We start from the raw sequence: 19832 nt of genomic DNA, 5'->3' as shown, positions 1-19832 counted from the left end.
GTAGGCTGGCGGTGCCGCTTGTGATCGTTGGGAGTTGATGTGGCCAAATCCAGCAAACGCCGAGCCCCGATGTGGGCCCGGTTGTGTGCGATCTTCGGCTGCATCCTCATGGTCCTCAGCGGTGGTGCTCTCGTCACCGGCCAGGTCGTGCTCGCCCGTTACGCCGGCGCGGTCGAGACCAAACCCCTCCTCGGTGGCGACGACGCGGCGGCGGCCGCGAAGGCCGCCGACATCAAGGGTGCGCAGAACATCCTGCTGGTCGGCATCGACCCGCGGACCGATACGCAGACCCCGCTGTCCGACTCGATCATCGTGGTGCACATCCCGCAGTCGATGGACCAGGCGTACATCTTCTCGGTGCCCCGCGACCTGGTGGTCGACATCCCGTCGTTCGACAAGACCGGGTTCCGCGGCGGCCGTTCCAAGATCAACGCCGCGATGGGGTACGGCAGTGCCCTCGGCAACGGCAAGCACGACCCGGCGCAGGGCTTCGAGCTGCTGGCCAAGACGGTCCAGCAGCTCACCGGCATCGACGGTTTCGACGCCGGCGTCATCATCAACTTCGGCGGCTTCAAGAAGATCGTGGACGCCATGGGCGGCGTCACCATGAAGATCGACCAGAACGTGAAGTCCGAGCACCTGCAGCCCAACGGCAAGCCACGGCCTCGGCTGTCCCGGTGCGCCGACAACACCTGCGAGCACCCCTATTACGGCCCACAGGCCGAATACAAGGTGGGCACCTACCACCTGCAGGGCTGGCAGGCCCTCGACTACGTCCGGCAGCGCTACGGCCTGCCCAAGAGCGACTACGACCGGCAGCGCCACCAGCAGCAGTTCATCAAGGCGATGGCGTCGCAGGCACTGGGCAAGGACGTCATCACCAACCCGGCCAAGCTCGACAAGGTGCTCAAGGCGGCCGGCGACGCGCTCGTCTTCGACGGCAACGGCCACGACGTGGTCGACTGGGGTTTCGCGCTGAAGAACGTCCGGGCCAACAACATGACGACGATCAAGCTGCCCGGTCGCGGGGTCATCGAGAACGGGAAGTACCAGGGCGAGGCGCTCGACGAGAGCGCCGGCGAGTTCTTCAAGGCGGTCAGCGAGGACCGGTTGCCCAACTTCCTTTTCAACCACCCCGAGTACATCAACAAGGAGAGCTGAGCCACCCCGTACCACGGGCCGCCAGCTCGCCGTTTAGACTTCACCCATTCGGTAGTACATCCTCAAAGGGAGACAGTGTGGCCAACCAGCTGCCCGTCAAGGTCGTAGCCGTCGAGGAGCGCATCTGGTCCGGCGAGGCCGAGATGCTCGTCGCGCGGACCACCGAGGGCGAGATCGGCGTGCTGCCCGGCCACTCGCCGCTCCTGGGGCTGCTCAAGGAGCCCTCCCAGGTGCGGGTCAAACTGGCCGGCGGCGAACAGCTGACATACGACGTGAGCGGTGGCTTCCTCTCGATCGACGCGGACGGCGTGACCGTCCTCGCGGAGAGCGCGACCCCCGCCACTCCCGAGTCGCACTGACCTCCGGCGATGCGGATTCTGGAGGTCTTCGGAATCTGCTTCGCCGTGTTCTTCGCGCTGCTCTTCGCGATCTTCTTCCGGCAGCGCCTGCTCAATCTGGGCGGCGGCACCATCCGGCTGCACGTGCGGGTCAGCACGATGCTGCCGGGCCGGGGCTGGTCCACCGGCATCGGCCAGTTCGTCGGCGACGAGCTGCGCTTCCACCGCATGTTCAGCCTCGCCTTCCGGCCTAAACGGGTGCTCGACCGCGAGGTTCTGGTGGTCGAGGAACAGCGCCGGCCCGAGGGGCCGGAACGGCTCACGATGCCCGCGCAGTGGGTGGTCCTGCGATGTTCCAACGGTGAAGCCGGCCAGATCGAGATCGCGATGGCCGAGTCCACCGTCACCGGCTTTCTTTCCTGGCTCGAGGCGGCTCCGCCCGGCCAGCCGGGCAGCGTCAGCCCGCGCCCGACGATCCGCCCCCGCCCCACCATCGAGCACTGACCGCCTCAGGTCACCTGCAACTCCACCTCGTAACCCCAGCTGTCCTCGAGGTAGGCCGCGTACGAGTCGGGGCCGCCGGCGTGTGGATGCCGGTCCGCGAACAGCAGGGACCAGCCGTTCTTCTGTGCCTCCAGGGTCAGCCGGTCGACGTCGGCCGGGCCGCCGACGCTGAACGCCACGTGGTTGAGGCCGGGTGCGAGCCGGTCGTGCACGTCGCCGGAGAGCGCCGGCGACTGCTCCAGCACCAGGTAGACGTCGCCGTACTTCCAGGACCGGCCGCCCGGCCAGTCCTGGAAGACGGTCCAGCCCAACTCGCCCAGCAGCCAGCCCCACGGCCCGGACGAGCCGGCCAGGTCGGGCACCCAGAGTTCGACGTGGTGCAGCACGCCTAGACCGCTCCGCCCGGGACCCACTTCACGTCGCCGCCCGGGTTGGCCGCGCGGGACAGGATGAAGAGCAGGTCGGAGAGCCGGTTCAGGTATTTGGCGGGCAGCTCACCCGTACGCTCCGGGTCGTCCTGAATCAAAGCCCAGGCCGCCCGCTCCGCGCGGCGCGCCACCGTGCGCGCCACATGCAGTAGGGCCGCGCCCGGGGTGCCACCCGGCAGGATGAAGCTGTCGAGCGCGGTCAGGCGCTCGTTGAATTCGTCGCACCAGTCCTCGAGCCGGGTCACGTAGTCCTCGGTGATCCGCAGCGGCGGGTAGGGCGGGTCCTCGGCCAGTGGATTGCACAGGTCGGCACCGACGTCGAACAGATCGTTCTGCACGGCGGTGAGCACCGCGCGTACGTCTTCGGGCAGGTCGCCAAGGGCGAGTGCGACGCCCAGCGCGGCGTTGCACTCGTCGGTGTCGGCGTATGCCGCGATGCGCGGATCGGTCTTCGCAACGACCTCGTTGTTGCCCAGTCTGGTCTCGCCGGCGTCGCCGGTGCGGGTGTAGATGCGGGTGAGGTGAACGGCCATGGGGACACCCTACGGAGGCGGCGGTAGTCGGCGGCCCATACCATGGCGCGCGTGGATGTGATCAGGGTTAAGGGCGGTGCGCACCTCACCGGTGACGTCACCGTGGGCGGAGCGAAGAACTCGGCGCTCAAGCTGATGGCCGTCGCGTTGCTGGCCGAGGGGCGCAGCGTCGTGGCGAACGCACCCCGGATCACCGACATCGCGATCATGGCCGAGGTGCTGCGCCGGCTTGGTTGCCAGGTGACCCTCGAGGGCGGCCGGGCCACCATCGACGTGCCCGCCGAGCCGGGCAGCGAGGCCGACTACGACCTGGTCCGGCGGCTGCGGGCGTCGATCTGCGTGCTGGGCCCGCTGCTGGCCCGCCGCGGTTACGTGCGGGTCGCCCTCCCGGGCGGCGACATGATCGGCTCGCGCGGCCTGGACATGCACTTCTCCGGCCTGACCCGGATGGGCGCCGAGATCTCCGGCGAGCACGGCTTCGTGATCGCCTCGGCGCCGGGCGGCCTGCGCGGCAGCAAGATCTGGCTGGACTTCCCGAGCGTCGGCGCGACGGAAAACCTGCTGATGGCGGCGGTCCTGGCCAAGGGCGTCACCGAGATCGACAACGCGGCCCGCGAGCCGGAGATCGTCGACATCTGCGACATGCTCACCTCGATGGGCGCCCACATCGACGGCGCCGGCACCTCGACGCTGACCATCGAGGGCGTGACCGAGCTGTCCCCGGTCACGCACACCACGGTTGGCGACCGCATCGTCGGCGGGACCTGGGCGTTCGCCGCCGCGATGACCCGTGGCGACGTGACCGTGCACGGCGTCCGGCCGGAGTTCCTGGACATCGCGCTGGACAAGTTGGTCACGGCGGGCGCGACGGTCACGCCGGGCGACAACCAGTTCCGAGTGCGAATGGAGCAGCGTCCCAAGGCGGTCGACATCGTCACGCTGCCCTACCCGGGTTTCGCCACCGACCTGCTGCCGATGGCGATCGGGCTGGCCGCGGTGGCCGAGGGCTCGTCGCTGATCACCGAGAACATCTTCGACGGCCGGTTCATGTTCGTGAACGAGATGGTCCGGCTCGGCGCCGACATCCGCACCGACGGGCACCACGCGGTGGTGAACGGGCGGGAGCGGCTGTCCGGGGCGCCGGTGCGGGCCACCGACATCCGGGCCGGGGCCGGCCTGGTGATCGCGGGCCTCTGCGCCGAGGGCGTCACCGAGGTGGGTGAGGTGCACCACATCGACCGCGGTTACCCCGACTTCGTCACCGACCTGGCCAAGCTGGGCGTCGAGGTGGAGCGGGCGGACGTGCCGGAGCCGACGTACGACTTCTGATCGGTTCTTAAAGGGCGGGGGAGCCGCCGACCAGGCGGCGGGCCTCTTCGACCTCTTCGACGAAGACCAGCACGGCCATGTGGCCGTCGCGGTCGGCGGCCTGGGTGGCGCGGATGCCGGCGTCGCCGAGCAGGCGCTGGATCTCGTCGGCCAGGTCGGCGTCGTCGGTGACCGCGGCCGGGCAGAGCAGGCCGTAATCGTCCGGGTCGCCGAAGATGGCGAGGCCGGCCGCGTACGCGTCGTAGCTGTCCTCGCGGGCGAAGGTCCAATGCAGGCCCATTCGCCAGAACACCGCACCGAGGAAGCCGACAAGTCCGACGGCGATCAGTGGCCCGATGAGGTACCAGCCGTTGCCCGACGCCATGGGCACAGTCTCGCACCGGAACGCGGTGATTTGCTGAGAATTGCCCCGATCGGGACGCCCCGCTCGCCTGAGTTTCCGTTCAGTAACAACGGTAGGGTGGGCCGAGAAATCGTCCGGCAGAAAGGGAACGCACATGGCGGGTCGACTCGCGGTCATCGGCTCCGGATTGATGGGCTCCGGCATCGCGCAGGTCTCGGCGCAGGCCGGCTGGCAGGTCACCATGCGGGACGTCGACGACGCCGCGACCAACCGGGGCATGGCGGCCATCCGGGCCTCTCTGGAGCGCTTCGTCAACAAGGAGAAGATCACCCAGGAGGACGCCGAGGCGACCCTCGCCCGGATCACCCCCACCACCGACCTGGACGCGGCCGCCGACGCCGACGTCGTGGTCGAGGCGATCTACGAAAAGGTCGAGGCCAAGCACGAGGTCTTCCGCGTCCTCGACAAGATCTGCAAGGCCGGCGCGGTGCTCGGCACCAACACCTCGGCCATCCCGATCACCCAGATCGCGACCGTCACCGAGCGGCCCGAGTCGGTCGTCGGCATCCACTTCTTCTCGCCGGTGCCGATGATGAAGCTGGTCGAGTTGGTCCGTGGCTACCAGACCTCCGACGACACGCTGGCCGCCGCCCGCAACTTCGCCGAGGAGGTCGGCAAGACCTGCGTCGAGGTGAAGCGGGACGTCGCCGGCTTCGTCTCCAACCGGCTCTTCTCGGCCCTGCTGGTCGAGGCGATCAAGCTGGTCGAGACGGGCGTGGTCTCGCCCGCCGACCTGGACACGGTGATGAAGCTCGGCTTCGGCCACGCCATGGGCCCGCTCGCCACCGTCGACCTGACCGGGCTCGACGTGATGCTGAACGCGGCCGGCAACATCTACCGGGACACCGCCGACGAGAAGTTCTTCCCGCCGGAGCTGCTGCAGCGCATGGTGACCGCCGGTGACCTGGGACGCAAGACCGGCAAGGGCTTCTACTCGTACTGAGCCCGGGGTCTCCGGAGCTGCCCTACGATGTTCCCCGTGGTGAGGGCAGCGCCGGATCCGGAAGAAATGCAGTGGGCACTCGCCGAGGCGGGTGCCGAAGCACTGTCCGTGGCGCCCGGCTGGTTCCGGGCCTGGCCGACGGCCGACGAGAAGTGGTCGGCCGTCAACGTCCGGGCCGCTACCCAGGTGATCGTCAACCACAGCCGGGAGGACGACCGGCACCCCGACAGCTGGACGGTCCGGGCCCTGTTCGGCGGGCACGCCGTCGAGCTGCACGTCGGCCCGTACGAGACGAAGCATCATGCCCTGCTGGTGGCGCACGCCGTGCTGAGCATGGCTTACCGGGATCAGTGAGTGGCGGCGAAGGCCAGCGAGAGCAGCGTCGCCGAGATCATCCCGCCCAGCAGGGTCAGCCCCACCCCGCCGATATCCAGGCGCGCCTGGAGTCGCCGGTGCGCGACCGCGGCGGCCACCGGCACGCCGGCCGAGGGGGCCACCAGGAACACGGCCCACCCCAGACCGCGCAGCACGGGACCGCCCCAGATGCCCGTACTCCCGATGGTCACCAGGCCGGAGGCCAGCAGACCCGCCAGTGCCGCGACCAGCGCGCCCACCAGCGGCAGCAGCGGCAGCGCCCAGCGCGGCAGCGCGCGCCGGCCGGCCGGCCGGATGGTCACGTCGATCCGTTCGGCCGCCCGGGCCAGCAGCAACCGCGGCGATTCCGGGGTGAGCGGGCCGCCCGGCCCGTCGAACTCGTCCGCCGGGTTGCGCGGCAGCGCGACCCGCGGCAGGACCTCCACCGGGGCCGGCTCGGGCATCTCGCCGAGCGCCCGCACCCGCACTCCCCGCGCCCGCCGCAACTGGTTCCAGAGCCGCTCCGCCTCCCGGTCCACGTCGAGCACCTGCGCGGCCGCCGCCCCCGCCCACCGGTCCGCCGACAGCGCGTCCCCCTCGGCCCGGGCGAGTTCCCCGGCGGCCTGCGCGGCATTGTCCTGATAGGCCTGTTCGGCGCCGCCCAGCTCGGCCTCGCGTCGCCGGGTCGCCTCGGCGAGCGCGCTGACCATCAGCTGGTAGTCGCGGCCGATCGGCTGCCGGTCACGTGTGGTCACTGTTCACCTCGTACGGGATGATCACTTCGGGGGTCCGGTGTACCGAGCGGTCGAAGAAGAGCGCCCGACGGGCGCGCGGGTACCAGGCCGGCCCGCCCGGCTGGGGATAGAGCGGCGCCAGGTCGGCGCCCTGCACGTCGAGGGCGACCCAGGCGCCGATCGGGTCGAGCCGGGCCCCGGGACCGCCGAGGCTGTCCCGCAGCCGGGCCACCGAGCGCCACCAGCCGAGCACGTGGGTGCGCTGCTCGGGACCGTCGGTGAGCAGCCGGCGCAGCCCGGCCGGGTCGGAGCCGGCGTCGAGCGCGTAACCGAGGACGTAGTGCGGGATGTCCAGCAGCGGCAGCTCGGCCAGGTCGTCGTGCCAGTCGGCGGACGGTAGTTCGGCGACCAGCCGGGCGGCCGACCGGCCGGCGTCGGGGTCGAGGCAGACGACGCTGAAGTGCGCCGGTCCCTGCGCGGCCAGCGAGAGCGCGGCGGCGGCCAGCACGTCGCAGGCCTCGTCGGTGCGGGTGCCGAGCACGGCCAGGTTGCGGCCGGGCATCCGGCCGAGGCGCAGGCGGGCCGGGCGGGCGGCGACGTCGATGCGCTCGCCGAGCACGGCGCCGGGGGAGGACCCGACCGGCGTGGTCGCGTCCGGGACCGGTCCGGCCGGGCGGCAGGAGGCCGGCAGCCGGGGTACGGCGTCGCCGTCGAAGAGCCGCGGTTCCTCGCAGCCGTCCGGTCGCATCCGCCACAGCCGGCGCTGCAGGGTGCGCCAGACCAGGCGATCCCCGGCGTCCGGCAGTCGCACGACCAGGTTGGCCCCGGCCGTACCCGACTCGGTGTTGACCACCGCGTGGTGCCGCGGGATCACCGCGGCGGCCAGGTTGTTCTCGGCCAGGATGCGCCGGGCCTTGGGCAGCGCGATCCGCAGGGTGAACTGGCCGACCAGCCCGGACCGCCCCCACAGCGCCTCGATCCCGGAGACGTCCTGCGAGGCGAGGATCAGGTGGATGCCCTGCGAGCGGCCGCGCCGGGCGAGGTCCTCGAGCAGGGTGACGGCCTCGTCGGCGACCGCGTCCCGGCCGCCGAGCAGCACCTGGAACTCGTCGATGACCGCCACGATCCGCGGCCAGTGCCCGGCCGGGTCCTCGGCCCGCAGTTCGGACAGCTTGGTGGCGTCGTGCCGCTTGGCCGCCTGGGCCCGGGTGCGCAGCTCCTCACCGAGGTGGCGCAGCATGGCCAGGCCGAACTCGCGGTCGCCGTTCACGTTGATCCCGGCCAGTCGCACCTGGGGCAGCCAGCTCGGGTCGCGCGGTCCCGGCACGAACCGGGCGAACGACACGCCCTCCTTGAAGTCGAGCAGGTAGAAGGCCAGCTCGGAGGGCCCGTACCGGGTGGCGAGGGAGGCCAACCAGGAGTAGATGAGGTTCGTCTTGCCGGAGCCGGATGGGCCGCCGATGAGCGCGTGCGGCGGGTCGTCGCCGAGTGGCACCTCGACCAGCGAACCGTCGGTGCTGTCGCCGATCGGGGCGGTCAGGCCCTCGGCCGACGACTCGGCCCACAGCGTCGCCGGCTGCAGGTCGGCGAGCTGGGCGGGCGGCGGTCCGGCCCGCATCCGTTCGGCGGTGGCCCGGCAGAACCCGACGACCTGGTCGTCCGGCGGCGGCGGGTCGAGCCGGATCTCCAGTTCGCCGGTGGCGTCGCAGATCGCCATCTGGTCCTTGACCAGCAGGCGCACCACGCTGGGGTGGTCGGTCAGCCGCAGGCCGCGGGCGATCAGGTGGACCCCGCAGGCCACCCCGGTCCGGGCGATCCGGTCGAGCTGAGCCCGCTGGCCGTCGGTCAGGTCGTTGTCGTCGGCGAGCAGCACCACCACCCGCCACGGGTCGGTGCGCGGCGCGTCGCTCAGGACGGTCTCGTTGACCCGGCAGATGTGCTCGACCACCTCGTCGAGCATCGGCCCGAGCCCGCCCGGCCCGACGAACGAGATGCCGAGCGGGGCGAACGACGCCAGGGTGCCGCCGAGCGCCTCGGGGTCGTAGACGGTGAGCTGGACGTCGCCGGCCCGAGTGCTGCCCAGCGAGCGCAGCAGAAGTCCGGTGATGATGCCGTCGACGATCGGGGCCGGGCCGATGAGTTCGAGGTGGGCGGCGTCGAGCAGCGGGATGAGGGCGGGCAGCGGGGGGCTGTCGTCCAGCGCGAGCGTGCCGACCCGCACCAGGCCGGGCGGGCTGCCGCGTTCCGGTTCGCTGGGCGCCCACAGCCGCCAGGGCGCGCCGGCCGCGCCGACGGCCGTCAGGGCCGCGAGCCGGCGCACGTTGCCGACCAGCTTCGCGGTCTCGAACTGGTAGCGGCGCTGGATGTCGCGGCGGCTGGTGTCCCGCGCCTCGGCGAGCTGATGCAGACAGGTGGAATAGGCGTCCCGGACTAGGCGACGGCGATCCTGTGCCTCGCCCCGCGCCGTTTCGGCCGCGGCCAGCACCGCACGGGCCGCCCCCCGCGCGTCGGCGAGCTCTTGCCGGACGACGGCAACGAGCGCGTTCCGGTAGCTACCCACGATGGGGCATTTTACCCATTTCGTCCCGTGGAAAGAGGTTTTGTGCTGCGTGTCGTGAGCCAGCGCGGATCGGTGTTGGTCAGGTCGTCCCACAATCGGCGGGCCACGATCGTGGCCGCCTCCCGCTGCCAGCGCCGCAGCGTGCGCCGCGGAACGTACCGGCGCATCCAATCGAGCGCGCGGCGCGCCTCCCGGTCCAGACCGTCGGTGCGCTGCCGCCGTTCATACGGGTCGAGCCCGAGCACCACACAGAAGTACATCGCGTTGTAGTGCCGCCACTCGTCCGAGGTCGCGAACGTCCCGGCCGGCCGCAGCCGGTCCACGCTGTCGGCCAGCACCGCCCGCAACTCCATGGCCCGGGCCAGCGGCTGCTCGGCGGCCGGCCCGCTGAGCCGCCGATCGACCGCCGGCAGATGGGTGAGCGGGCTGCGCATCAGCCGGCCCAGCCGCCCGTAGTTGTCCAGCACCTGCTGGGTGAACCGGAGAAAGTCCGGCTCCCGGGTGGTGATCAGCCGGTGCCGCTGCCGGTGCCGCGGCATCGCCTCGGCCAGCTGGAGCAACGCTCCGCGGTCCTGCCGGAGCTGCTCCTCATTACGGAACGCGAGCCGGTCCAGCATCCGGTGCAACGGCCCGGCCAGCCCGACCCCGGTCATCACGATCGCGACCAGCCCGAACTGCAGCAGCGTCACGACCACCGAGTTGCCCGCCGCGACCGCGAACGCGGCCGGCGTGCCGACCGCGACGGTGACGACAATGGCCGCGGTCAGCGACCGGATCAGGTCGGGCCGCAGCCGCTCGCCGACCTCGAGCGCGCCGGCCACCGCCACCAGAAACCCCAGCATCAGCAGGTCGACCCCGATCGCGGCGATCACCAGCACCGGCGAGCCCAGGTCGATCGGCAGCAGCAGCGCCACCAGCCCCGCCGCGTAGAGACCGGCGACCACGGTGAGCGCCGTCGGCAGCATCGGCGGCTGCACCTGATCGCGGAACCGCCACAACAGCACCAGCCCGCCGACCAGCGGCGCCAGCACCACCAGCCGCCCCGCCGACGGCAGCGCGACAAGCATGCCCAGGAACAGGACCGACAGCACCAACCAGCCGATATCGATCTGCCGCCGCTCCGGCAGGGTGCGGGGCAGAAGAGCCACGGCCGTGCCGGCCCAGAACAACGCCGGCACGCAGAGCAAAATCTGGGCGGGGCGCGAATCCGGCCAGGCGGCCCACACGACAACCCCGATGGCGTACGCCGTGAGCGCGGCCGCCGCCCGCCACAGTGCACCCCGCGCCGGATCCCGGCCGATCAGATAGCAGGCGGCCCACCAGGCGAGGGCGAAGACGGGTACGGCGAGCGCGTGCACCGAAGCAGTCAACCAAACGAGTGAGGTGCGCCGGAAGCGGCGATCAACCTCTTCCGCCGGCGGCGACGCAGCACGGCGTACCCCGCCCAGCCCAGCAAACCGAGTCCTACCAGGACCAACACCGGCATCAGCACGGCCAGAACCGACATCAGAATGCTGCCGATATCTTCCACCGTGCTGGCCACCGGAGCCCCGAACCCGGCCGTGCTCACGTTGACCACCGGCCGCGCCACCGCCTTGAACCCGTGCACGCACAGCGCGATCAGCACGCCCGCCGCCACCGGAACCCACTGGTGTGAGGAGAAGAACGACCCCGGGTCGCTGACCGTGACCGTCTGCGCCGACGAGCCGGCCCCGAACGCGAGCCCACCCGCGGTCGGTCGCACCACGGTCTGCACCACGTCATTGACGTGGTCGACAACCGGAACCTTGTCCGCCACCACCTCGACGGCCAGCAGAATTCCGAGAATGACCAGCACCCAGCCGTTGGACAGCCAGGACCAGCCACTGGGGAGATCGATGAGGGAGGAGAACCGGGCGAGCAGGCCCATCACGAGCAGGGGGATGTAGGCATTGAGACCGGCGGATGCCGCCAGTCCGGTGCCGGTAAGCGCTTCGAGCACAGACCCAGGATGGCACCCGCACGCTCGTTCCGACCCGGGCGCCGGAGTCCGCTACTGTCGTCCGGTGCGTCTGGTCATCGCGAAATGCTCCGTCGACTATGTCGGCCGGTTGTCCGCCCACCTCCCACCGGCCACCAGGTTGCTGATGGTCAAGGCCGACGGTTCGGTCTCCATCCATGCCGACGACCGCGCCTACAAGCCGCTGAACTGGATGAGCCCACCCTGCAAGCTGCAGGAGGCCCCCGGGGTGTGGAAGGTGGTGAACAAGGCCGGCGAGGAGCTGCGAATCACCCTGGAGGAGATTTTCCAGGACACCTCGTACGACCTGGGCGTAGACCCCGGCCTGCAAAAAGACGGCGTGGAAGCCCACCTGCAGGAGCTGCTGGCCGCCCACCCCGAGACGTTCGGCGAGGGCTACACCCTGGTCCGCCGAGAGTTCATGACAGCAATCGGCCCGGTAGACCTTTTGCTGAAGGACGCCAACAACGCGTCAGTAGCGGTAGAGATCAAACGCCGAGGCGACATAGACGGCGTAGAGCAGCTGACCCGCTACCTCGAACTGATGAACCGAGACCCGCTGTTGGCCCCGGTCGCGGGAGTCTTCGCCGCCCAGGAGATCAAGCCCCAGGCCCGAGTCCTAGCCACCGACCGAGGCATCCGCTGCGTGGTAGTCGACTACGGCAAGCTACGAGGCATGAAAAAAGACGAGCTCACTCTCTTCTAGCCGCGGCGTCGGCGGCGGCCATCTCCGCGCGCGCCGCCGCGAGCTCACCGGCCGCGAACGCGCCGTGTTCCGCCTGCCATTCAGCCACCAGCTGCCGCCCAGCTCGGTCGTCGATGCCGCCACGCCACCGCTCCAGCTCGGCGCGAACCTCATCCAGACTGAACGTGTCTCCCGCCGCGAATTCCTCCCGCGACTGGCGGAGGTCGGCCAGGGCTTCCTCGTCCGCCAGCAGGCTGGCGGTCCCTTGTCGCTCGATTGCGCTCCAGTGCATGCTTAATGACTATAGGCGTGCGACAACTTCTTAGGAAGCAGCGAGGACGTATGAGATACGTGCCAGCTACCGGTTAGCGTGTAGCTCTACTCGGTCGGTGGCGGTGGTGCCGGCCAAATAGGCGCGGGCGCCCAGCACGCCTACCGTGGCCTGGACCAGGACTGTTAGCCAGGAGAGCTGGTTGGCCTGGGCTATCGCTACCAGGGCTGGAATGCCCAGCAGCAGCGCGTCGGGGCCTACCAGGGCGTTTACCAGGGGGCCGGTCGAGAGCGTGCCCATCGGGGTGTCCAAGGGCAGCAGCTCGTTGCGGACGAAGCCGACTCTCGCCCGCCGCACCGCGGCCACCGCGCCCACCGGGCCCAGGGTCAGGCCCAGCGCCCACCACGGGCCCGGCGGCAGGTCGTCCAGGCCGGAGAGCAGGCCCAGCGCCAGCGCCGACCACAGCGCGGCCAGTACGCCGGGGACCCACATGCGCTGCAGGATCGCGTCGCGGGAGCTCAGGCCGAGCAGGCGCAGCAGCATCGGGTTGCCGGCGTCGGTTTTCACGTTGCCGCCGGCGGTGGAGGCGGCCATCAGCGCACCCAGCAGGATGGCCACACCGATCAGCCAGTGCGGCGCCGAAGTGAGCAGGACCGGCAGGGCGGCGGCCAGGAGCAGCCACAGCAGCCGGCGACGGCGCCGGGCCACCAGCAGAAGATCCTGGCCGACCAGTACGGGCACGCGGGCCGGCAAGCGCACCGAGCGCAGGTTCCGGTGTGCCCAGTAGCGGCGCTCGATCATGTCGGTGAGGAAGGACGGCTCCATGCCGAACGCCGAGTCGAACAGGGTGCCGGCGGTTTTCGCGGCCTCCAGGATGCGCTCGTTCGGGGTGCGCGCGAGTCCCCGTACGGCCAGGGCGAAGAGTAGGGCGACGACCAGCGCGACCGCACCCACCAGCGGAACCAGCGTCCCGGTCGTGGGCCACCCGGTGGCCGCGACCGGATGGTTTCCGGTCGCGTCGGCGACCAAGCCGGCCAGTCCGGCCGCCAGCAGCAGCGAGACCACCGCATCGAGCCGGTCCCCCCATCGGCCACCGGCCTGCGCGGCCAGCGCGACAAGAAGCAGCGCGATGCCCACCAGGCCGGCGGCGGAGGCGAGCAGCGCGACCTCGGAACCGTCCAGCGTGCGCGGCGCGCCGTGGCCGACGATCGCGATGCCGGCCAGCGCGCCGATGATCGCCGCGACGATCGCGGTGAGCCGCAGCGACGGCAGCAGGAGGGAGCGGCGGCTGACCGGCGCGGGTAGCAGCCAGGCGGCCGCGGGGCGGCTCAGCGCGAGCGGGCCGAACCGGCGTAGGGCCAGGTAGAGCAGGCCGAAGAGGATCGGGACGAGGGAGGCGGCGGCCAGCCGGGACGCGTTGGGGTGGGTCGGCCAGAAGACCACGGCCAGCTGTTTGTGCAGCATGCCGCCGACCACCGCGATGAAGAGCACGGTGAAGTAGATGTTGCCGGCGGTGGCGCCGCGTTCGCGGTGGGCGGACTGGGTGCGCAGGATCCAGCGGCGGACCGGAGTCAGCGGTACGGCGGTCACGGTGCTACCGCGCTCAGCGACTCCATCGTGGTGAGCACAGCGCCGGAGGCCTCCGCGAACGCGTCGTCGTGGCTGGCCATCAGCAGTGAGCCGCCGTCAGCCACGTACTCGACCAGGAGCGCCGCCACCTCGGCCCGGCCGTCCGGGTCGAGGCGCTGCTCGGGCTCGTCGAGGATCAGCAGCGAGCTGGGCCGCAGCAGGGCGACCGCGAGGGTGAGGCGCTGTTTCTGGCCGGAGGACAGCGACGGCGGGATCGCGTCGGCGTGCCCGGCCAGGCCGAACCGCTCCAACGCCTCCTCGATGCCGGCGTCGCCCGGGTCCTGGCCGTGGGCGCGGCAGACCAGCTCGGCGTGCTCGCGGACGGTCAGCCCGGGGTACCAGGTGGGGGGTTCGACCGTGGTGACCACGGCCCGCCAGAACTCGGGCGTGGCCCCGGGGGTGCCGCCGAAGACCAGGATCTGGCCGTCGTCCGGCTGCTGGAGACTGCTCACGCAGCGCAGCAGGGTGGACTTGCCGATGCCGTTCTCGCCGGTGACGCACACACCGGTGCCGGCCGGCACGGTCAACGACACGTCGACCAGCACCGGCGTCGAGCCGTAGCTGACGTGCAGGCCTTTTACCTCGACGGCGGGGTGATCCACCCGCTCAGCTTAGGACCGCCGTCCGTAGAGCAGGCGCACGGCCTTGACGATCTGGCTGACCTGGGCCGGAGTGCGCTCGAAGGTCATCGACGGCAGCAGCGATTTGGCCCGGCGTACGGTGATCGCCTTGGCCCGGGCGAACTCGCGCAGGCCGTCCTCGCCGTGGATCCGGCCGAAGCCGGAGTCGCCGACCCCGCCGAACGGCAGGTTGCCCATCCCGACGAAGGTGAGCGTCCCGTTGACCGCCACCATGCCGGAGCGCAGCCGGCGGGCGATCCGGATCGCGTTCTTCTTGCCGAAGACCGCCCCACCGAGGCCGTACGGCGTGTCGTTGGCCAGCCGGATCGCCTCGTCGGCGTCGGCGACCTTGGTGACGGTCAGGGTCGGGCCGAACGTCTCGTCGCGGATCTCCCGGGAGTCGGCCGGCACGTCCACCAGCACGGTCGGCGAGACGTAGGGCGGCTGCACGGCGTCGGCGCCACCCAGCACCGCCTTACCGCCCTTGGCCAGCGCGTCGTCGATGTGGTCACGGATGATGTCGATCTGCTTGGGCATGGTGATCGGGCCGATCTCCTCGCCGGTGCGCAGCTTGCCGGCCTTGGCGACGATCTCGGCGACCAGGGCGTCGTAGACCGGAGCCACCGCGTAGACCCGCTCGATGCCGATGCAGGTCTGGCCGGCGTTGGTCATGCTGCCCCAGACCGCTGCCTCGGCGGCCGCGGTGACGTCGGCGTCCGCGTCGACGATCAGCGCGTCCTTGCCGCCGGCCTCGATCACCACCGGGATCAGGTTCTCCGCACAGGCCGCCATCACCTTCTTGGCGGTGGCGGTCGAGCCGGTGAACGCCATCTTGTTGGTGCCCGCACGGCACAGCGCGGCGCCGACGTCGCCGAGCCCGTGCACCGCCTGCAGCACCGGGTGCTCGGGGACGATCTCGGCGAACGTGTCGACCAGCCACTGGCCGACGATCGGGGTGTACTCGCTGGGCTTGAAGACGACCGCGTTGCCGGCCGCCAGAGCGCCGCTGATCGGGCCGACCGGGGTGACGATCGGGTAGTTCCACGGGCCGATGACGCCGACCACGCCGTACGGCTGATATTCCAGGTGGCCGGCGTGCTCGGCCAGCAGCAGCCGGGTGCGCACCTTGCGGGGGCCGAGCACCCGCTTGGCGTTGCGGCCGGCCCAGTCCAGGTGCTCGACGGCGGCGACCGCCTCGACGATCGCGTCGGCGTTCGGCTTGCCGGTCTCCAGGCTGGTGAGCTGGGCGAGCTCCTCGAAACGCTGGACGATCAGCGACCGCCAGCGCAGGATGCGGTCCTTGCGGCCGTCGAAGCCGAGGGACTGCCACCAGAGGCCGGCCTCGTGCGCGCGTTCGACGGCGACGACGACGGCTTTCTCGTCGGCGACCGGCACCCGGCCGGCTTCGGCGCCGGTGGCGGGGTTTGTCGAGATCAGCACGCCGTCTTCGATCACCGGCACACCGGGAACATGAGTAGCCGTCATGTCCGGAGTCTATGACGCAGGTTACTTACCAGTCACTACGTACGATTGATGATGTGAGCCCCCGCCGAAACCACCCCCGCCGAGACTCCCCGAAGCCCCTCACGGACGAAGGCGTCCGTAAGGGCATCGAGGGCGTCCAGCAGTGGCAGGACGGCGAGTGGATGGTGCGGTCGATCTTCGGTGGGGCGGCCGCCAAGACCTACCGGTGCCCGGGTTGCATGCAGGAGATTCGGCCGGGCGTGGCGCACGTGGTGGCCTGGCCGATCGACGGCCGCGGCGACGAGACCGACCGGCGGCACTGGCACACGGGTTGCTGGAAGGCACGTGACCGACGCAGCCCGGGCGTGGAGCGGTCGCGCAACGCACCGCGCTATGGATAAGCCCGTCCAACCACCCCGCCGCCGCCCTAAAAACGACTGAAGGCCATCTATGACGAGCAATCAGATCCGGGCCAACTCGATCCTTCCGGCCCGGCGGGAGGACATCGAGCTGCAGACCGCCGACGGCGTGACCCTGGTCGGTGAGCTGGCCCGCCCGCTCGACCGGGAGCCGGTCGCGACCCTGGTGTGTCTGCATCCGCTGCCGACGCACGGCGGGATGATGGACAGCCACGTCTTCCGCAAGGCGGCGTGGCGGCTGCCGGCCCTGGCCGGCCTCGCGGTGCTGCGTTTCAACACCAGAGGCACCAGCAGCGTACGGGGTACCAGCGGCGGTTCCTTCGACGGCGGCAACGCCGAGCGGTACGACGTGGCGGCCGCGATCGAGTACGCGGAGTTCGCCGAACTGCCCAACATCTGGCTGCTGGGCTGGTCCTTCGGCACCGACCTGACCCTCATGCACGGGCTGGACCCGGCCGTCGTCGGCGCGATCCTGCTGTCGCCGCCGCTGCGCTTCTCGGAGCCCGCACACCTTTCCGAATGGGCAGCGAGCGGCAAGCCGTTGACCGCTCTGATTCCCGAGTTCGACGATTACCTTCGGCCCGACGAAGCCAAAAAGCGCTTCACATATGGAGAGGTCGTCCCGATGGCCGGGTCGAAGCACCTCTGGGTCGGCGACGCCGAGAAGGTGCTCGACGAGGTCGTCCAGCGGGTGGCCCCGGAAGTAGAAACCCCGCTACCGCGGACCTGGGACGGCCCGATGGAGAGCGGCGACATGAACGCGTACGCCGACCGCACGGTCGCCGCCTTCGCCGACGTGCCGGTCCCCGGTCAGCTCAGCGGGTCTCCTGACTAGGCACCACGACCTCGCGGATGATCAGCTGGATGCCGGCCACCATCGGGATCGCCACCAGCGCGCCGATCACGCCGAACAGCGCCACCCCGAGCAGGGCCGCGACCACCGCCGCCACGTCGCTGACCTTCACCGAGCGGCGCATCACGGCCGGGTAGATCAGGTAGTTCTCAACCTGCTGGTAGACGATGAAGAAGACCAGGCAGATGAGGCCGTCCGAGAGCGAGGAGGCGAACCCGACCAGGCTCACGATGACCGCGCCGAGGGTGGCGCCGATCTGCGGGATCAGGTCGCAGATCGCGACCACCACGGCCAGCGCGAACGGGTAGGCCAGGCCGAGGATCATGGCGAGCACCCAGGTGCTCGCGCCGGCCAGCACCGCGATCGCCAGCGCGCCCACCATGTAGGCGCCGACCTTGGTGAGGATCTCGTCGGTCAGCAGCCGCACCCGGCTCCGCCGGGACGCCGGCACCAGGGAGTACGCCGATTCGCGCAGCCGGTCGAACGCCGCCATGAAGTAGATGGTCAGCACCAGCACGGTAAGCGTGTTGAAGATCGTGCCGAAGAGCAGCTTGGCCCCGCCGACCACGCCGCCGACCGTGTTGCCGACGGTGCCGGCGTTCACCGCGCTGGTGATCTTCTCCATGATGTCGTAGCGCTCGACCAGGTCGTTGATGGTCTCGTTGCGCTGCAGGTTCTGGATGTAGTCGGGCACGTTCTGGATCAGCTGGTTGGTCTGGGTGACCAGCGGCGGGATCAGCGCGATGATGCCGCCGACCAGCAGGCCGAGCACGACCAGGGCGACGATCGCGACGGCCCCGCCGCGCGGGATGTGCCACTTACGGAGTCGCTCGACGGCCGGGTTGAGTCCGATCGCCAAGAACATGGCGATAAAGATCAACACCAAGATGGACGCCGCATTGCGTACGCCGAGGAAGATCGCGTACGCCAGGATGACACCGAGTCCGCCCAACAGCCCGAGCATGAACGGGTTTCGCCGGTCGAGTGGCGGTCCGGGCAGGCCGAACCGAGGGCCTTCCTCGACCACGTCCTCAGCGGGCGGGTCTTCGATCGCGCTGTCGTCGTCTGTGGTCACCGGGCAACGCCCTCCCCGCCGATGGATTCGGCGGGGACGTTATCGCACGCGCGCCACGATCGACTACTCGGCGTCGGCTCCGACCCGGGAGTTCGGCGGCACGGTGACCTTGGCGGAGGCGGTGACCTTGGCCGGTGTGGCCGGTTCGGCGGCGGCGTGCGCACCCACCGGACCACCGGCCACCGCGGTGTCGGCCAGCTCAACCAGGTCGTGGTCGTCCTGGTCGTCGGGGGAGGCCGCGGCCGCCATCACCGCGGCGGCGGCCAGTTCGGCCACCCGCTTCGCTTCCCGCTGCACCTGGCGGCGGACCTCGATGGCCCGCCGTTCGGCGGCCTCGCCGTCCCGCTTGGCCTGCTCGACCCGCTTCAGCTCGGACTCGAGCTCGGCGCGCACCTCGGTGAGGCGCTTGCCGGCCGCGTCGGCTTCCTGCTCGCTGCTGCGGGCCCGGTCTTTCGCCAGGGCGACCTGGCGCTCGGCCTCGGCCACCTTGGCCTGCGCGGCCTCGAGGTCGGTCCCGGCCTGGACGATCTTGTCCTGCTGCCCCTCGATCTCCTTGCGGACGGCCGTGGCCTGATCGTCGGAGCGGCGGAGCACCTCTTCGGCGTACTTGTCGGCCTCGCTGCGCAGGTCGGCGCACTGCTTCTCGACCCCGGTGCGCAGCTGGGCGAGCTCCTGCACCACGGCCTGGCGGCGCTGGGCCAGCTCGTTCTCCACAGTGGTCTTGAGTTCGTTGTGCTCGCGGTCGGCACTGGACCGCTGGGCCGCGATCTCGAGCTGCGCCTTCTCGCGCAGCGCCTTGATCTCCTGGTCGGCCTGCATGCGGGTGGACTGCACGTAGCCGTCGGCCTCGGCTCGGGCGCGCTGCGCCTCGCGAGCCGTCTTGTCGGTCAGCTGCTGCGCGTCGGCGCGGGCCCGGGTCAGCGTGCCCTCGGCCTCGGCGCGCATCTGCTCGGCCGTCTGGCGGGCGGCGACGAGGGCCTTCTCGGCGGCGGCGCGCTTGCCGGAGTCGGCTCGATGCTCCTCGGAACGGCGTGCGGCCAGCGCGATCTCGAAGTCGCGCATGGCGTCGTGGGCGTGGGCGTCGGCCTCGGCGCGGATCCGCTCGGCCTCACCCAGCCGGGCCGCGATGTCGTCGGTGGCGGACGCCTTGATCGCTTCGCCCTGCTCCTCGGCGAGGGCGAGGATCTGCTCGACCCGCGGGCCCAGGTGCCGGAACGACACCTCCGGCCCGATGCCGCCCTGACGGCGAACGTGGGTGATCTCCTGCTGGAGGCGATCGATCTGCGCGGACATGGCCTGCATCTGCGAGTAGGCCTGCTCCCGCTCGGTGGCCAGCGCCGCTATCTCGTTCTCGGCGCGGGCGACGTAGCGCTCGACCTGCTTTCGCTCGTAACCCCGCAGGGCGGTCTCGAAGTTGGGCTCGGTCGCCGCGTCTCCGCCGAGACCGAGGATTTCACCGCCGTGCGACATGCTGTCCATCCTCACATACGCATCGTCCCGTGACGGTCCGATACACACCGTCCTGGCCGG

Annotated in this window: 22 protein-coding genes; 9 read left to right on the top strand and 13 right to left on the bottom strand. The window is 70.8% G+C overall.

Features of this window, described 5'->3' with window-relative positions; all coding sequences use genetic code 11:
• Positions 1–69 precede the first annotated feature (69 nt).
• The 3 genes from Ate02nite_RS07435 (at position 70) to Ate02nite_RS07425 (ending at position 2003) form a co-directional block, all read left to right on the top strand.
• The gene (locus Ate02nite_RS07435; RefSeq protein ID WP_203801198.1) at positions 70–1161 is read left to right on the top strand and encodes an LCP family protein; all 1092 of its coding nucleotides are present in this window, start codon (positions 70–72) and stop codon (positions 1159–1161) included.
• 77 nt (positions 1162–1238) lie between these two features.
• The gene (locus Ate02nite_RS07430) at positions 1239–1520 is read left to right on the top strand and encodes a F0F1 ATP synthase subunit epsilon (RefSeq protein ID WP_184955250.1); all 282 of its coding nucleotides are present in this window, start codon (positions 1239–1241) and stop codon (positions 1518–1520) included.
• A gap of 9 nt (positions 1521–1529) precedes the next feature.
• Entirely contained in the window at positions 1530–2003 is a 474-nt protein-coding gene (locus Ate02nite_RS07425) for a DUF2550 domain-containing protein (protein WP_203800995.1), read from the top strand.
• 5 nt (positions 2004–2008) lie between these two features.
• On the opposite strand, the gene Ate02nite_RS07420 is transcribed toward Ate02nite_RS07425, so the two are convergent.
• Complete coding sequence (locus tag Ate02nite_RS07420) at positions 2009–2389, bottom strand: VOC family protein (protein ID WP_239147194.1); 381 nt, start codon at positions 2387–2389, stop codon at positions 2009–2011.
• A gap of 2 nt (positions 2390–2391) precedes the next feature.
• Complete coding sequence (locus Ate02nite_RS07415) at positions 2392–2964, bottom strand: cob(I)yrinic acid a,c-diamide adenosyltransferase (protein WP_203800982.1); 573 nt, start codon at positions 2962–2964, stop codon at positions 2392–2394.
• Positions 2965–3006: 42 nt separating this feature from the next.
• Here Ate02nite_RS07415 and murA point away from each other — a divergent pair, with 42 nt between their 5' ends.
• Positions 3007–4293, top strand: coding sequence for a UDP-N-acetylglucosamine 1-carboxyvinyltransferase (gene murA / locus Ate02nite_RS07410; RefSeq protein ID WP_203800966.1), 1287 nt, complete (start codon positions 3007–3009; stop codon positions 4291–4293).
• Between the two features lie 7 nt (positions 4294–4300).
• Here murA and Ate02nite_RS07405 read toward each other — a convergent pair whose 3' ends face one another.
• Positions 4301–4657, bottom strand: a complete 357-nt coding sequence (locus Ate02nite_RS07405) for a hypothetical protein (RefSeq protein WP_203800958.1) — start codon at positions 4655–4657, stop codon at positions 4301–4303.
• A 133-nt stretch (positions 4658–4790) separates the two neighbouring features.
• On the opposite strand from Ate02nite_RS07405, the gene Ate02nite_RS07400 reads away from it, so the two are divergent.
• Together Ate02nite_RS07400 and Ate02nite_RS07395 are read left to right on the top strand one after the other, a co-directional pair.
• Positions 4791–5639, top strand: a complete 849-nt coding sequence (locus Ate02nite_RS07400; RefSeq protein ID WP_203800956.1) for a 3-hydroxyacyl-CoA dehydrogenase family protein — start codon at positions 4791–4793, stop codon at positions 5637–5639.
• A 36-nt stretch (positions 5640–5675) separates the two neighbouring features.
• Entirely contained in the window at positions 5676–5993 is a 318-nt protein-coding gene (locus Ate02nite_RS07395) for a hypothetical protein (RefSeq protein ID WP_203800954.1), read from the top strand.
• Here the strand turns inward: Ate02nite_RS07395 and Ate02nite_RS07390 are convergent.
• The 4 genes from Ate02nite_RS07390 to Ate02nite_RS07375 are packed head-to-tail and all read right to left on the bottom strand — an operon-like array spanning position 5987 to position 11268.
• Complete coding sequence (locus Ate02nite_RS07390; RefSeq protein ID WP_203800953.1) at positions 5987–6748, bottom strand: hypothetical protein; 762 nt, start codon at positions 6746–6748, stop codon at positions 5987–5989. The two genes, Ate02nite_RS07395 and Ate02nite_RS07390, sit on opposite strands and share 7 nt — an antisense overlap.
• Positions 6735–9287, bottom strand: a complete 2553-nt coding sequence (locus Ate02nite_RS07385) for an FtsK/SpoIIIE domain-containing protein (RefSeq protein WP_203800951.1) — start codon at positions 9285–9287, stop codon at positions 6735–6737. The genes Ate02nite_RS07390 and Ate02nite_RS07385 overlap by 14 nt, the downstream gene beginning before the upstream one ends.
• An 11-nt stretch (positions 9288–9298) precedes the next feature.
• Entirely contained in the window at positions 9299–10657 is a 1359-nt protein-coding gene (locus tag Ate02nite_RS07380) for a hypothetical protein (protein WP_239147193.1), read from the bottom strand.
• On the bottom strand, positions 10654–11268 hold the full coding sequence (locus tag Ate02nite_RS07375) for a DUF4126 domain-containing protein (RefSeq protein ID WP_203800949.1): 615 nt from the start codon (positions 11266–11268) through the stop codon (positions 10654–10656). The genes Ate02nite_RS07380 and Ate02nite_RS07375 overlap by 4 nt, the downstream gene beginning before the upstream one ends.
• Positions 11269–11332: 64 nt before the next feature.
• On the opposite strand from Ate02nite_RS07375, the gene nucS reads away from it, so the two are divergent.
• Positions 11333–11992 carry an endonuclease NucS gene (gene nucS, locus Ate02nite_RS07370; RefSeq protein WP_203800947.1) on the top strand — a complete coding sequence of 220 codons (660 nt, stop codon included), beginning with the start codon at positions 11333–11335 and terminating at the stop codon, positions 11990–11992.
• Here nucS and Ate02nite_RS48635 read toward each other — a convergent pair.
• The 4 genes from Ate02nite_RS48635 to Ate02nite_RS07350 all read right to left on the bottom strand — a co-directional run bounded on the left by Ate02nite_RS48635 (position 11979) and on the right by Ate02nite_RS07350 (position 15976).
• Positions 11979–12263, bottom strand: a complete 285-nt coding sequence (locus Ate02nite_RS48635; RefSeq protein WP_239147192.1) for a hypothetical protein — start codon at positions 12261–12263, stop codon at positions 11979–11981. The two genes, nucS and Ate02nite_RS48635, sit on opposite strands and share 14 nt — an antisense overlap.
• A 66-nt stretch (positions 12264–12329) precedes the next feature.
• Positions 12330–13832, bottom strand: coding sequence for a DUF6297 family protein (locus Ate02nite_RS07360; protein WP_203800946.1), 1503 nt, complete (start codon positions 13830–13832; stop codon positions 12330–12332).
• Positions 13829–14473, bottom strand: coding sequence for an ABC transporter ATP-binding protein (locus tag Ate02nite_RS07355; RefSeq protein ID WP_203800944.1), 645 nt, complete (start codon positions 14471–14473; stop codon positions 13829–13831). Before Ate02nite_RS07355 ends, Ate02nite_RS07360 begins: the two co-directional genes overlap by 4 nt.
• Before the next feature lie 9 nt (positions 14474–14482).
• Entirely contained in the window at positions 14483–15976 is a 1494-nt protein-coding gene (locus tag Ate02nite_RS07350) for an aldehyde dehydrogenase family protein (protein WP_203800942.1), read from the bottom strand.
• Positions 15977–16029: 53 nt separating this feature from the next.
• Here Ate02nite_RS07350 and Ate02nite_RS07345 point away from each other — a divergent pair, with 53 nt between their 5' ends.
• Both Ate02nite_RS07345 and Ate02nite_RS07340 read left to right on the top strand, forming a co-directional pair.
• Positions 16030–16356, top strand: coding sequence for an Rv1322 family protein (locus Ate02nite_RS07345; protein WP_203800939.1), 327 nt, complete (start codon positions 16030–16032; stop codon positions 16354–16356).
• Positions 16357–16405: 49 nt separating this feature from the next.
• Positions 16406–17209 carry an alpha/beta hydrolase gene (locus Ate02nite_RS07340; protein WP_203800936.1) on the top strand — a complete coding sequence of 268 codons (804 nt, stop codon included), beginning with the start codon at positions 16406–16408 and terminating at the stop codon, positions 17207–17209.
• On the opposite strand, the gene Ate02nite_RS07335 is transcribed toward Ate02nite_RS07340, so the two are convergent.
• Entirely contained in the window at positions 17190–18278 is a 1089-nt protein-coding gene (locus tag Ate02nite_RS07335; RefSeq protein ID WP_239147201.1) for an AI-2E family transporter, read from the bottom strand. The two genes, Ate02nite_RS07340 and Ate02nite_RS07335, sit on opposite strands and share 20 nt — an antisense overlap.
• A gap of 87 nt (positions 18279–18365) precedes the next feature.
• Entirely contained in the window at positions 18366–19772 is a 1407-nt protein-coding gene (locus tag Ate02nite_RS07330) for a coiled-coil domain-containing protein (RefSeq protein ID WP_203800930.1), read from the bottom strand.
• Between the last annotated feature and the right edge of the window lie 60 nt (positions 19773–19832).

It is taken from the genome of Paractinoplanes tereljensis (genome assembly GCF_016862435.1).
GTDB classification, from domain to species: domain Bacteria; phylum Actinomycetota; class Actinomycetes; order Mycobacteriales; family Micromonosporaceae; genus Actinoplanes; species Actinoplanes tereljensis.
Note: the sequence above shows the minus strand (reverse complement) of the source record. Positions and strands in the feature narration are given on the sequence as shown.